Here is a 13,433-nt window from a genome sequence, read left to right as displayed (position 1 = left end):
TCCGACTGCATCCCCGGCACCGGCTGCGACTCGGCGGTGACCAGGGTGACCAGGTCGAAGGGGGTGCCGGGGATGCAGTCGGAGCACACGGCGATCCTGCGGCTGACGGAACGGCCCACGGCGGTCGTGGAGATCGCCGCCGGGCTGGGGCTGCCGGTGAGCATCACCAAGGTGCTGCTGTCCGACCTCCTCGCCGCGGGCCGGGTCAGCGCCCGGCACCCGCACAAGGCCACGCTGATCGATCTGGACATCCTGGAGCAGGTACTAGTTGGACTTCGCAACCTCTGAGCACGGCGGGGACGGCCGGACGCCCGGACCGGGCCCCGGCTCCGGGCCCGCCCCCGTCCCCGTCGCCCTGACCGGCGCCCGCTTCCACGGTGACCCCGCCACCCTCTACCGCGAACTGCGGCGCGAGCACGGCGAGGTCGTCCCCGTGCTGCTCGACGGGGACGTGCCGGCGTGGCTGGTGCTGGGCTACCGCGAGCTGCACCAGGTGACGAGCGACCCGGAACTGTTCAGCAGGGACTCCGGGTTGTGGAACCAGTGGCCGAACGTCCCCGCCGACTGGCCCCTGTTGCCGGTGATCAGCCGGGAGCAGCCGTCGATCCTCGGCTCGGTCGGCGAACGGCACCGGCGGCGGGCCGCGCTGCTCGGCGAGGCGCTGGAGGCGGTCGACGCGTTCACGCTGCGCGGCCACGCCGAGCGGTTCGCGGACGAGCTGCTGGACGCGGTGTGCGGGGTGGGCACCGCCGACCTCGTCGCGCAGTACGCGGCGCTGCTGCCGGTCCGTGTGCTGGCGTACCTGTTCGGTTTCCCGGAGGAGCAGGGGCCGGATCTGGTCGCCGCGTTGACCGACATCCTCGATGGGCAGGGCCGGGCGCAGGCGGGCGAGGCGCGGGTGACGGCGGCGATGACCCGGCTGGTGGCGGAGCGGCGGGAGCGTCCGGCGGACGACGTGGTGTCCCGGCTGCTGGCGAACGCCTCCGCCCACGGCTTCTCCGTCGAGGAGGTCACGCACGACGTGATGGTCATGCTGGCCGCGGGACATCAGCCGACCACCGACTGGATCGGCAACTCCCTGCGGCTGATGCTGACCGACGAGCGGTTCGCGGCCTCCCTGTTCGGCGGGCGCAGCAGTGTGGCGGAGGCCATGAACGAGGTGCTGTGGGAGGACGCCCCCGTCCAGAACGCAGCCGGCCGCTGGCTCTCCCGCGACACCCGGCTCGGCGGCCGTGCCCTGCGCGCCGGCGACCTCGTCGTCCTGGGCCTCCAGGGCGCCAACTCCGACCCCCGCGTGCGCACCCACGGTTCCGCGCTCACCGGCGGCAACAACGCGCACTTCTCCTTCGGGCACGGCGAGCACCGCTGCCCGTTCCCGGCGCGGGAGATCGCCGAGGTCATCGCGCGGACGGGTATCGAGGTGGTCCTGGACCGGCTGCCGGACCTCGACCTCGCCGTACCGGAGGAGACCCTCGTCCGGCGGCCCTCGCCCTGGCTGCGGGGGCTGGTGGAGCTGCCGGTGCGGTTCTCGCCGTCGCCCGCGGTCGGCGGCCGGTGACCCGTGCCGCGTCGAGTGGCGGGGTCGGGCCCCTGCTGGTGAACTGAAGGCAGGGATCCCTCCTCCTCGACATCCCGCGCCCGGAAGCGTCGGCCCCCGGCCGATCCCGGCCGAGCCGACGGAGTGGTGGTCGATGGGATACGCACTCCACCCGCACAAGGTCAAGATCGTCACGGGACCACCGCAGGCGGGCCCTCTCCACGAGTTCTGGGCGCATCTCCGACGCCCGTTCGTCTCCTTCTTCTGGCATCTCCGCGGCCGTTGGCTGCTGCACCGGGGCGTCACCCGCGCCGGGCGGTGGTGGAACCCGCCGTGGACGACGGCGCTGGTGGTGCTCATGGCCCTGCTGACGGCTGGGCTCCTCGGTTGGTGCTTCGTCGCGGTACTGGACCTCATCGGCAAGACCTGGCTGGTGAACGACTTCGGACCGCACGATCTGTGCCAGGGGAACGGCAAGAAGGAGAACAACAACGCCGCCGCGTGCGACGCGGTGACGGGCGTGGCCATGCCGATCCTGCTGCTTTCGGCGTCCACCATCCTCTTCCTGTCCTGGCGCCTCTGGCAGGTCCGCCGCTACTGCACGTACCAGGCGCGGCACGATCCCGGGCGGCTGGTGCAGACGGCCGGGAGTCTGATGGACGAGGTGGTCGGGCGGGACCAGCTCTGCAACGCCATCATGAAGAACCTCAACGACAAGAAGGTCCGGCGCCCGCACGTCGTCGTCGGGGGCGTCGGCGTCGGCAAGACCGCGCTGCTGGTCCGGCTGGCCCAGAAGCTCGCCGCGAAGGGGGCGGTGCCCATCCCCGTGCGGCTGCGGGACGTGCAGGGCGACGAGCCGCTGGACTTCACCGAGTTGGCGCTGGCCCGGTTCCGGGAGATCGTGCGGGCGAAGGTGCGGTCCGAGGGCGAGGTCGACCGGATCTGGCGGTGGCTCAGACAGCGGGCGGACCGGATCGTGGTCCTCGCCGACGGTCTGGAGGAGGCGTTCGCGGAGGCCGATCTGACCGGCCGCCGGGACAATCTGATCCGGGACGCGATCCGCCGGGCCGGCGAGGAGGGTCTGCCGCTGGTCATCGCGTCGCGGCCGCACGACCCCCTGCGCGCGATGCAGGCGGCCGTGTCGGAGCTGGAGCCGCTGAGCAACGAGGCGGCGCTGCGGTACATCGCCGGCAGCGGCAGCTGGCGCGCCGACCTGACCGTGCTGGACCGCATCGTGGAGGCCGCCGACATGGCGGAGTCCCCCATCTATCTGCAGGTCGCCAGGGATCTGCACGCCCGGGACCTGCTGGAACCCCTGTGGGACGGCGGTGACCAGGACCTCCAGCTGTACGACAGCTGGCGGCTGCGGACGGCGCTGATGGAGACATGGATCCACGCCCTCGTCGCCGCGGACGTCCACCCCGAGCTGCCGATCGACCACGACACGCGGCTGGCGGTGGTGGAGTACATCTCGGCGCTCGCCTGCGTCGGGCTGGCATCCGACAGCGCCGACGTGGGCCTCGGGGAGCTGGGCTCGGCCCTCGCCGACGCGGACGGCGCGTCGGAGCCCCGGGGGTTCGCGGTGCGGGCGGGTCCGAACCGGGAGTGGAACGGGCGGGTCGCCCGCGAGCTGAACCGGCGGATGGACGAGCTGAGATGGTGCCCGGAGACGTACGCCCTGAGGCGCGGCGCTCCTTGGAGCAGGCCGCAGCACCCCTGTCAGGGGGCGCCCGGCGGCTCCGGCTGGTGGGTGGGGCCCAGGGTCGACATCAGGATCGCCGCGACATGGGGCACCCGGATGGGGCTGGTCCACGAGAGCGGCGACAAGGTCCGCTTCCAGCACAGCATCGTGCAGGCGTATCTCGGCTCCCGGTTCCTGGACAGGATCTTCGAGTCGCCGGCCGCGTCCGGGCCGAGCAGTGGTTCGACGACCGCCGCTGCCCCGCCCGAGGCGCCGGTGTCCGACGCGCACATCGCCCGGGCGCTGCGGCAGGGCGGACGGGAACTGCTCATCGCGCTCACCCTGTACTCCCGGTCACCGAAGGGGCGGTGCGTGTGTGGCCCCTCGGGGGCGGGCCGGCGGACCTGCCCCGTCGACCGGACGCGGGAGCTGCTGACCACACATGCCAAGGACCTGCTGGCCGAGGCCGACGCCTCGCACGCGGTCGGGCGGCACAGCGGCGACGGTGAGCCCGACGACCGCGGCAGTCCCCGGCTGCGGGCGCTGGAGAGCTACGGCGCGGCCGTGGAGATCGACAGTGTGGCGGTCGCGCCCCGGCAGGAGCACCTCGTCAAGGAGATCGAGCGGGACTGGCACCGGCTCGGCCAGAACGAGGACCCCGCCCGGCTCCGCGAGGCGAAGATCGCGCTGGTGAAGCAGTGTGGCACGGCCGTGCGCCGGCTGGCCGCCGTGCGCGCCCGCGCGCCCGGCGACGAGCATCCGGCGTACCCGGTGTACGAGGTCGTGTTCCGGATCGGCCGCAAGGAGACGGACCGCCGGGTGCGCGAGGCGCTGGTGAAGGAGGTGGGCGCGGGCGGCGAGCGGGCGTACCAGGCGCTGTGCCGCGGGCTCGCCGAGGCATGTGCCGCCGTCGAGGCCGGGCCGCGCCGGTGCCCGGCGGGCCGGGTGACGTTGTCGCCGGAGCAGGCGGACGGGTACCGCTCGTGGGGGTGGGACCTGGCGGACCACCGGGATCGGGAGGAGCGCAGGGTGGCGGAGGAGGAGGCCCTGACGGAGAAGGGCAGATGGAACTGCGACACCATGCGGGCCTGGCTGCTGCCGCTGCTGGTGGACTCGTCGGCGATGGGCCGGCGCCAGGCGAGCCCCCGTGACGACCTGGACAACTGGGTGCGGGTGGCGACCGGGGCGGCCCGTGCCCCGATCGACGACGACGGGCCCGGCGCCTCCATCGGTCTGGGGGTGGCGCTGGCCCAGGGTTTCAAGTTCGCCGCCAACCGGCGGCCGGGGCCGGGCGCCGTCCCCGGGGCCCGCGAGTTCCTCGCCAAGCAGGCGCGGGACCTGCTGCGGCAGAGCACCTTCTGGTACACGCGGCTGACGCTGCTGCACGCCCTGACCCTGTGGAGCCTGCCCGACGACGTCACCGCCGACCAGCCGATGCGCGGCCCCGGTTCCGACCCGAGGGGGCAGGTGCGGGAGTGGCTGGCGCTGGGCGACCGGGGCCGCGCGGAGCATCCGCTGGTGGCGGGGGCGGCGAAGCTGGCCGTCCGCGCGTTGCAGACGCGGCGGCCGGAGCGGTTCCTGTGGATCGACGAGGCGGCCGTGGCGTCCTGCATCGGCACGGAGGTGGGGCTGCCGGGCGAGCAGCGCGCCCACAACCTGTGGATACCGCCGTCCACCGGCTGGAGCACCCTGGACCCGAGGGCGCAGCAGCTGCTCGCGGACGTCCTGCTGCTGATGGTGCTCGGTGAGCGGGCGCACCGTCCGAAGGACGCGTTCCGCATCCTGGACCTGTGTGCGCGGGAGCCGACCCATATGCCGTCGTGCGTCCGCAAGGACCGCACCCGGCTGAGCCCGGTGCGCGGGGCGGAGCGCGCGGCGCAGCCCGGCTCGAACTGCACGGCCGACTGCCGGCTGAAGATGTGCCCGTATCCGGCCAAGGTGGAGAGCCTGCGCATGGAGTTCAGCGAGGTCTTCTGCCTGCACCAGCGGGACATGCTGAAGAAGTGGCAGCCATGGGCGTGGGCCTCGCTGCGGTTCCGGCGGGAGGCCCCGTGGCAGCGCGGGGTGCCGGTCGCCGGGATGCGCCGGTTCTGGGACCAGATGAGCGACCGGGCCCGCGACATCGGCCCCGGCACGGGCCCCGTCTCATCCGACGGACGACGTTTCGCCCAGGTTTCGCGGAGCCGATAGGCTCGCACCCGTGGCTGATATCCAGATCCCCGCTGACATCAAGCCCGCCGACGGACGTTTCGGCGCTGGCCCCTCCAAGGTGCGGACGGAGGCGCTGGACGCGCTGGCCGCGACCGGCACCTCCCTGCTCGGCACCTCCCACCGCCAGGCCCCGGTGAAAAACCTGGTCGGCCAGGTGCGCGAAGGCATCAGCGAGCTGTTCTCCCTGCCCGAGGGCTACGAGGTGGTCCTCGGCAACGGCGGCTCCACCGCGTTCTGGGACGTCGCGACGCACGGCCTGATCGAGAACAAGAGCCAGCACCTGACCTTCGGCGAGTTCAGCTCGAAGTTCGCCAAGGCCGCGAAGCTCGCCCCGTGGCTGGGCGAGCCGACCGTGGTCTCCTCCGACCCCGGCACGCACCCGGAGCCGGTCGCGGAGGCGGGCGTCGACGTCTACGCCTTCACCCACAACGAGACCTCCACCGGTGTCGCCGCCCCGATCAAGCGGGTGGCCGGTGCCGACGAGGGCGCCCTCGTCCTGGTCGACGCCACGTCCGGCGCGGGCGGTCTGCCCGTGGACATCGCCGAGACGGACGTCTACTACTTCGCCCCGCAGAAGTCCTTCGCCTCCGACGGCGGCCTGTGGATCGGTGTGTTCTCCCCGGCCGCGATCGAGCGCGCCGAGCGGATCCACGCGAGCGGGCGGCACGTCCCGGAGTTCTTCTCGCTGCCGACGGCGATCGACAACTCCCGCAAGAACCAGACGTACAACACCCCGGCGCTCGCCACGCTGTTCCTGCTGAACCAGCAGCTGGAGTGGATCAACGGCCAGGGCGGTCTCGCCTGGTCCACGGCCCGCACGAAGGACTCCTCGACCCGCCTGTACGGCTGGGCGGAGGAGTCCAAGTACGCGACTCCGTTCGTCTCGGACCCGGCCAAGCGCTCGCAGGTCATCGGCACGATCGACTTCGCCGACGAGATCGACGCCGCGGCCGTCGCCAAGGCCCTGCGCGCCAACGGCATCGTCGACACCGAGCCGTACCGCAAGCTCGGCCGCAACCAGCTGCGCGTCGCGATGTTCCCGGCGATCGACCCGGCGGACGTCGAGGCCCTCACGAAGTGCGTCGACTACGTGATCGAGAAGCTCTAGCCTCCTCGCGGTACGACGCCGAAGGGCGCCCGGTGTGGTCACCGGGCGCCCTTCGTGTCGTCCTACGGGGTGTTGCTCGGGTCGTGCGGAATCAGCCGCGGAAGCCGAGGATGCCGTGCAGGGCGGCACCGCCCGTCGCGGTGGAGGCACCCGACTGCGCCGACATCTTCTGCGCGGCCTGCGGCTTGGGGTCCGGCAGCTTCTTGCAGACGGCGTCGATCCGGCCCTTGCCGTGCGGCACCTTGCCGTTGCTCAGGTAGGTCGCCAGGTACTTGTCGAGGCAGGAGTTGCCGCTCAGCGAGATGCCGTGGTTGCCGCCGCCCTGCTCGACGACCAGGCTGGAGTTCTTGAGCAGCTTGTGGACGGTGAGGCCGCCCTGGTACGGGGTGGCCGCGTCGTCCGTCGCCTGGAACAGCAGCACCGGCGGGAGCTTGGAGTTGGCGACGTTCACCGGCTTGAGGGTCTTGGTCGGCCAGAACGCGCACGGCGCGTTGTACCAGGCGTTGCTCCAGGCCATGAAGGGCGCCTTCTTGTAGACGTCCCAGTTGTCCTTCTGCCACGTGCTCCACTTGCGCGGCCAGGACGCGTCACGGCACTGCACGGCGGTGTAGATGCTGTAGCCGTTGTCGCCGGAGGCGTCGACGGCGGCGATGTTCTGGTACGCCTCGACCAGCGGCTCGGCGTTCTTGTCGCCCACGTACGCGGCGAACGCCTCGGCGAGCGTGGGCCAGTAGCCGTTGTAGTAGCCGCCGGGGATGAAGATGTCCTCCAGCTCGGAGGCGCCCACCTTCACCTTGCCGCCCACGGGCTTCTTGGCGAGGGCGGCCCGCATGGCGTACCACTCGGCCTCGATCTTGGCCGGGTCGGTGCCGAGCTTGTAGGTGGCGTTGTTCTTGGCGATCCACTTCATCAGCGCCTTGTGGCGCTTGTCGAAGGCGTAGTCCTGGTCGAGGTTGTCCTCGTACCAGACGCCCGTCGGGTCGACTATGGAGTCGAGCACCAGGCGGCGCACACGGTCCGGGTACTGCTTGGCGTAGACGGCGCCGAGGTAGGTGCCGTACGAGTAGCCGAAGTAGTTGATCTTCTTGGCGCCGAGCGCCTTGCGGATCGCGTCCATGTCCTTCACGGCGTTGGCCGTGTTGATGTGCGGCAGGACGTCCTTGTACTTGGTCGCGCAGGCCGCGGCGAAGGACTTGGCGCGGTCGAGGTTGGCCTTCTCGAGGGCGGGCGTGCTGGGCACGGAGTCGGGCCGCACCGGGTTGAAGTAGCCCGGCTTGCAGTTCAGGGCGGGCTTGCTGGCCCCCACGCCGCGCGGGTCGAAGCCGATGACGTCGTACTGGGACGCGACGGCCTTGGGCAGGGAGCCGGCGACGAAACCGGCCAGGCCCAGGCCGCTGCCGCCGGGGCCGCCGGGGTTGACCAGCAGCGGGCCCTGGTACTTCTTCGCGGTGTGCGGCACGCGGGACAGGGCCAGCGTGATCTTCTTCCCGCCCGGCTTGGCGTAGTCCAGCGGCACCTTCACCGACGCGCACTGCATCGTCGGGGCGCTGTCCGTGGCGCACTTCTTCCAGGAGACCTTCGCGGCGGCGACCTGCACGGTGTTCACGGAGTGCGGCGCGCTGGCGCTGGCGGGGGCGGCTGCGAGCGTCCCGGCCAGTACGACGGTGGCGCCGCTGAACACGGCTGCGCTTCTCTTCATGGAGTTCTCTCTGAACAGTGAGGGGGGTTCCAGGTCCGCGAGGTTCGCGGCCCGTGCCGCATGGTTCCTGAAGATCACACCGCGCATAAACAGATTCGACCAAGACTTGACTGAATTGAGTCATTGGAATTACTCAAATCACCCACAGACAACGCCAGTTGCCCGCAACCAGGACAACCGTCCACCGCCCCGAGCGCTCCGGGAGTCTCTACCCTGTGCTCATGCACTCGACGATCAGGGGGGCGCTCGGCGTCTCGAGTGCTCTCGTCGCGCTGGCCGTTCTGTCGGCCGGCTGCGACCAGGGCGGCACACCGACCGGCTCCGCCGACAAACCGGCCACGGGGGACGGCACTCGGCGCACGGACAGGCCGTCGCCGCACCCCGGCCTCGGCGACATCCTCGTCGGGGACGAACCCGTCACGGGCTCACGGCGGACGGGCGAGGACAAGGCGCCCTTCGAACGCACCTACACCGACGGGGCGCTCTACGCGGCGGTCACCGGATTCCGGTCGACGGCCTTCGGCAACGCGGGCCTGGAATCCGTGTACGGCGACGTCCTGGCCGCGGACGCGTCCGGGAACGCCTCGGGCGACGTCATGACGACGATCGACCCGAAGGCCCAGAAGGCCGCGTTCGACGCACTGGGCGACCGGCGGGGCGCCGCGGTGGCCCTCGACGCCGAGTCGGGGGCGCTGCTCGCGGTGGTCAGTACGCCCTCGTACGACCCGGCGACGTTCAGCGGTCACGGCGGGGCGGACGCGAAGGCGTGGAAGGCGCTCAACGCCGACCGGCGCTCGCCCCTGCTCAACCGGGCGCTGCGCGAGGTCGGCGCGCCGGGCGGGACCTTCAACGTGGTGGTCGCGGCGGCCGCGTTGGAGAAGGGGCTGTACGCGTCGGTGGACGACCGCACCGACAGCCCTCTCACCTATGTGCTGCCCCAGTCGACGACCCGGGTGACCGGCGCGTCCCCCGGGTGCGAGGACGCGCCGATCGCGCGGGCACTGAGCCTCTCCTGCGACAACGTCTTCGCCAAGATGGCGTCCGAGCTCGGCGCGGACGAACTGCGCTCGGTGGCCGAGAGGTTCGGGTTCAACGACGACGCGCTGACCGTGCCCGTGAGGGTCGCGGAGAGCGGCTATCCCCGGGCGGGCGTGTCACGTCCCGGGACGGCCCTCACGGGCATCGGCGCCGGGGACGTCCGGGCGACCCCGCTGGCGATGGCCCGGGTCGCGGCGGCGGTCGCGTGCGGAGGGCGGCTGGTGGCCCCTTCGCTGGTGGAGCGGGTGACGAAGACCGACGGCGGCACCGTGCGGTCCACGACGTCGGGCCGGACCGGCCGGGCCGTCTCCCGCGGCACGGCCGACGCGCTGAGGGACGCGCTGGGGGCCGCCGCGGGCGAGGTGCTGGGCGGCGACAAGGCCGGGTCCGGGACCGGCGCGAAGGCGGCGTGGGTCGCGGACGGTCGGGACGGTACGGGCAGCGCGTGGTTCATCGCCTACGCGGACGGCGCGAAGGGCCACCCGGTCGCCGTGGCCGTCCGCGTCGAGGACCAGCCGTCCGGGGCGGACCCCCGAAAGGCGGCCGAGCCGGCCGTCGCCGTGGGCGAGAGGCTGCTCGCCGGCCTTTCCTGAACGGCTGCACGCCGGCCTTTCCTGACCCGTTGCGCGCCGACGGGGCGCCCGGCGGTCACCGGGCGCCCCTCGGTTCAGGTCGCCGTGCAGCTCACGCTCGGCACACCCCCGCCCCCGGGCGTGCCCCCGAAGCCGAGGGTCGCCGAGGCGCCCGCGGCGAGGGCGCCGTTGTGGGCGGCGTTCGTCGCGGTGACCGTCGCACCGCTCTGGGTGTACGAGGCGTTCCACATGTTCGTGACCTTCTGGGAGCCGCTCCAGGTCCAGGTGACCTTCCAGGACTTGAGCGCGGTCGTCCCGCTGTTGGTCACCTTCACCTCGGCGTTGAAGCCGCCGCCCCAGTCGCTGCTGACGGTGTAGACGGCGGCGCAGGCGGGCGTCCCGCCGCCGGGGTCACCGGGATCGCCCGGATCGCCGGAGCCGCCGCCCGGCGGGAAGCCCGGCGCCTTGATGCTCGTCAGATAGCCGTCCTTCACCGTGTCGACGGTCTGCCAGTCGTCCTTGAGGATGCCGCCGGTGTCACCGGAGTTGGGGTTCCAGGACCAGAAGGTCCAGTGGAAGGAGTCGTTGCCGTACGTCGAGGTGGAGCGGAGGTAGGTCACCAGGGCGGCCAGCCAGCGCTGGTCGACCGTGGCCTGGAGGGTCGTACCGAACTCGCCCACCCAGACGGGGGCGATGTTCTGCTTGAAGATGTAGCCCCAGTACCGGTCCCAGACGCCCGGCATGTTGTTGGGGAAGTTCGGGTCGCTGAACCAGCTCTGCTGGGCCACGCTGGTGGCGTAGTCGTGAGCGGAGTAGACGAGCCGGTTCGGCACGTCGAGCCGTACGGGGTGGTCGGCGACGCCCATCAGGTTGCCGCCCCACCAGCCCGAGACGCCGTTGTACGACTGGACGCCCTCGACGAGGACCAGCAGGTCGGGGTTGGCGGCGAGCACCGCGTTGCCGGCGCGTTCGGCGGCGAGGCGCCAGTCCTTGGAGGTGTCGCCGCAGCCCCAGCAGGCGGGGTCGTGCGGCTCGTTGTGGAGGTCGATGCCGATGACGGTGGAGTCGCCCTTGTAACGGGTCGCGAGGGCCTTGAGGTTGGCGATCCACGTCGACTCGGGGACCGTCGAGGTGTACCAGAGCGCCGACTGGCCCGCCGAGTCCGGGCGGTGCCGGTCGAGGATGATCTTCAGCCCGCTCCGCCCGGCGTGCGCGACCATCTTGTCCAGGACCTGGAGCGAGGTCAGACCGCGCAGATCGGTGTTCTTGCCGTCGAAGTTGAGGCTGTCGGGCATGGTGCCCGGCTTGAGGATGTCGTCGCTGTAGGGGATGCGCAGGGTGTTGTAGCCCAGCGACCTGATCTGGTCGATCATGCTCTTGTAGTCGCGGGACCACAGGCCGTGGGGCACGTGGTTGGCGGTCTCGAAGCCGAACCAGTTGATGCCGGCGATCCGCACCGACTGGTTGTTCGCGTCGAGGATCTGGCGCCCGTTGGTGTGCCAGTAGCCGGCACCGGCGGCGGCCTCGGCCGCCGCGGCCGACGGGGCACCGCCGGCCAGCGGCAGCACCAGCACGGCGGCGGCCGCGCACAGGGCGCCCAGAGTTCTCCGTAAGCTGCGGAACATGACGCTGCTTCCTCCTCGGGAGGCGCGGGCCCGGAACAGATGGGAGCGCTCCCACCACCCGCACCCCCCATGGAAGACAGGTCACATGGACACGTCAAGGCGTCCGACGCCTCGTTGTGCGCCGGACGCCTCTCGGTGCGGCCCGGAAGCCATGGGCCGGAGTCAGCGGCTCAGCCTCCGGAACCTGCGCACCGCCAGCGGCAGGAAGACCAGCGTGAGCACCACCGGCCACACGCCCGCCATCAGCAGCGCGTGCTGCTCGATCCAGGAGTCACCGCCGCCGACCGGGGTGCCGAACAGCTCGCGGGTGGCGGCGGCCGTGGAGGAGAGCGGGTTCCAGGCGGCGACCCAGCCGAGCCAGTCGGGCATGAGCTGCGGGGCCACGAAGATGCTGGAGATCATCGTCAGCGGGAAGGCGACCACGAAGAGGCCGCCCGCCGCCTCCGGGTTGGGCACCAGGAGGCCGAGCCAGACCCCGATCCAGATCAGCGCGAACCGCAGCCACAGCAGCAGACCGAACGCGGCCAGGAAGCCGAGGTCGGCGTCGGGGCGCCAGCCCATCGCGAGGGCCGTCAGCATCATGATGGCCAACTCCGCGCAGGCGACCACCAGATCGGTGACCCCCCGTCCCGCGACCACCGCCGACGGCGCCATCGGCATGGAGCGGAAGCGGTCGATGACGCCCTTGGTGGAGTCGTGGACGACGAGGGTCGCGGTGTTGATGAACCCGAAGGCCATCGTCATCGCGAACATGCCCGGCATCAGGAAGTCCCGGTAGTCGCCACCGCCGGGCACCTGCATGGCGCTGCCGAAGACATAGCCGTAGAGGAGGACGGACAGGATCGGGAAGCCCAGTTGCCAGGCGATGTTGACCGGCTGGCGACGGTAGTGGGTGAGCCCGCGCCGGACGATGTTCCCGACGTCGGCGAGCAGCCAGTACGTACGGCTTCGGACGGGGAGGTCGGTGAGGTCGCTGAGGCCCAGGGGGTTGGAGCCGGTTCCGGCGTCGGAGCCGGCGCCGGTTGCGGTGCTCGGGCGGACATCGGGGCTGACGCGGGTGCTCATGCGGCGACCTCCTTCGGCTGCGGAGCGGACGGCGGCGTGTCCCGCACCCCGGCCGGTTCGGTGCGGTGCCCGGTCAGCCGCAGGAACACGTCGTCCAGGCTGGGCCGGCGCAGGCCGATGTCCTCGACGGCGACGCCCTCGTCCTGGAGCGTGCGGGCCACCTCCGTCAGGGCGTTCACCCGGTCGGTCACCGGCGCGTGCACACGCAGCTCGGTCTCGTCCGCCTCCGGTTCGCCGTCGGCGACACGGGCGATGGCCTTCACGGCGTGCGGGATGTCGGCGCGGTCGGCCACGACGACCTCGACGCGGTCGCCGCCCACGGTGTTCTTCAGCCCGTCGGGGGTGTCGTCCGCGATGGCCCGGCCCTGGTCGATGACGGTGATGCGGGAGGCCAGCCTGTCGGCCTCCTCCAGGTACTGCGTGGTGAGCAGGACGGTCGTGCCGCCCGCGACCAGCGCCCGCACCGAGTCCCAGACCTCGCCCCGGCTGCGCGGGTCGAGGCCGGTGGTCGGCTCGTCCAGGAAGAGGACGGCCGGGGCGAGGATCATCGAGGCGGCGAGGTCCAGCCGGCGCCGCATACCGCCGCTGTACGTGCCGACGCCCTTGTCGGCGGCGTCGGTGAGGTCGAACCGGTCGAGCAGTTCGGCGGCGCGCAGCCTCGCCCTCCGGCCGCCGAGATGAAAGAGCCGGCCGAACATCTCCAGGTTCTGCCGGCCCGTCAGCACCTCGTCCACGGCCGCGTACTGGCCGGTGAGACCGATCCTCGCCCGGACCTCGCGGGGTCGCCGGGCCACGTCGAGCCCGGCGACCGTCGCCCGCCCGCCGTCCAGCCGGACGAGGGTGGACAGGATGCGGACGGCCGTGGTCTTGCCCGCGCCGTTCGGGCCGAGGAGGCCG

9 protein-coding genes are annotated in these 13,433 nt (G+C 72.0%); 5 read left to right on the top strand and 4 right to left on the bottom strand.

Annotated features, from left to right (window positions below; all coding sequences use genetic code 11):
• The 4 genes from AOK23_RS08310 to serC all read left to right on the top strand — a co-directional run.
• Nucleotides 1–288 (top strand): DUF742 domain-containing protein (locus AOK23_RS08310; RefSeq protein WP_055712099.1); only part of this gene is annotated, 288 nt, incomplete at its 5' end.
• Complete coding sequence (locus AOK23_RS08305) at nucleotides 269–1,558, top strand: cytochrome P450 (RefSeq protein ID WP_055712098.1); 1,290 nt, start codon at nucleotides 269–271, stop codon at nucleotides 1,556–1,558. The genes AOK23_RS08310 and AOK23_RS08305, both read left to right, overlap by 20 nt.
• 133 nt (nucleotides 1,559–1,691) lie before the next feature.
• Nucleotides 1,692–5,408, top strand: coding sequence for an NACHT domain-containing protein (locus AOK23_RS08300; RefSeq protein ID WP_055712097.1), 3,717 nt, complete (start codon nucleotides 1,692–1,694; stop codon nucleotides 5,406–5,408).
• A 10-nt stretch (nucleotides 5,409–5,418) separates the two neighbouring features.
• A complete protein-coding gene (gene serC / locus AOK23_RS08295) occupies nucleotides 5,419–6,537 on the top strand; it encodes a phosphoserine transaminase (RefSeq protein WP_055521221.1) in 1,119 nt (372 codons plus the stop codon).
• Nucleotides 6,538–6,628: 91 nt separating this feature from the next.
• Here the strand turns inward: serC and AOK23_RS08290 are convergent, their stop codons facing one another.
• Entirely contained in the window at nucleotides 6,629–8,236 is a 1,608-nt protein-coding gene (locus AOK23_RS08290) for an alpha/beta hydrolase (protein WP_055712102.1), read from the bottom strand.
• A 221-nt stretch (nucleotides 8,237–8,457) separates the two neighbouring features.
• Between AOK23_RS08290 and AOK23_RS08285 the strand changes: the two genes are divergently transcribed.
• On the top strand, nucleotides 8,458–9,867 hold the full coding sequence (locus tag AOK23_RS08285) for a penicillin-binding transpeptidase domain-containing protein (RefSeq protein WP_055712101.1): 1,410 nt from the start codon (nucleotides 8,458–8,460) through the stop codon (nucleotides 9,865–9,867).
• Between the two features lie 74 nt (nucleotides 9,868–9,941).
• Here AOK23_RS08285 and AOK23_RS08280 read toward each other — a convergent pair whose 3' ends face one another.
• The 3 genes from AOK23_RS08280 to AOK23_RS08270 form a co-directional block, all read right to left on the bottom strand.
• Nucleotides 9,942–11,471, bottom strand: a complete 1,530-nt coding sequence (locus tag AOK23_RS08280; protein WP_055712096.1) for a cellulase family glycosylhydrolase — start codon at nucleotides 11,469–11,471, stop codon at nucleotides 9,942–9,944.
• A gap of 162 nt (nucleotides 11,472–11,633) precedes the next feature.
• Nucleotides 11,634–12,455 (bottom strand): ABC transporter permease, encoded by an 822-nt coding sequence (locus tag AOK23_RS08275; RefSeq protein WP_055712100.1) that lies wholly within the window; start codon nucleotides 12,453–12,455, stop codon nucleotides 11,634–11,636.
• 77 nt (nucleotides 12,456–12,532) lie between these two features.
• The coding region (locus AOK23_RS08270; protein ID WP_055712095.1) for an ATP-binding cassette domain-containing protein at nucleotides 12,533–13,433 on the bottom strand (901 nt) is incomplete at its 5' end.

The sequence above is a fragment of the Streptomyces torulosus genome (assembly GCF_001419765.1).
Lineage (GTDB): Bacteria > Actinomycetota > Actinomycetes > Streptomycetales > Streptomycetaceae > Streptomyces > Streptomyces torulosus.
Note: the sequence above shows the minus strand (reverse complement) of the source record. Positions and strands in the feature narration are given on the sequence as shown.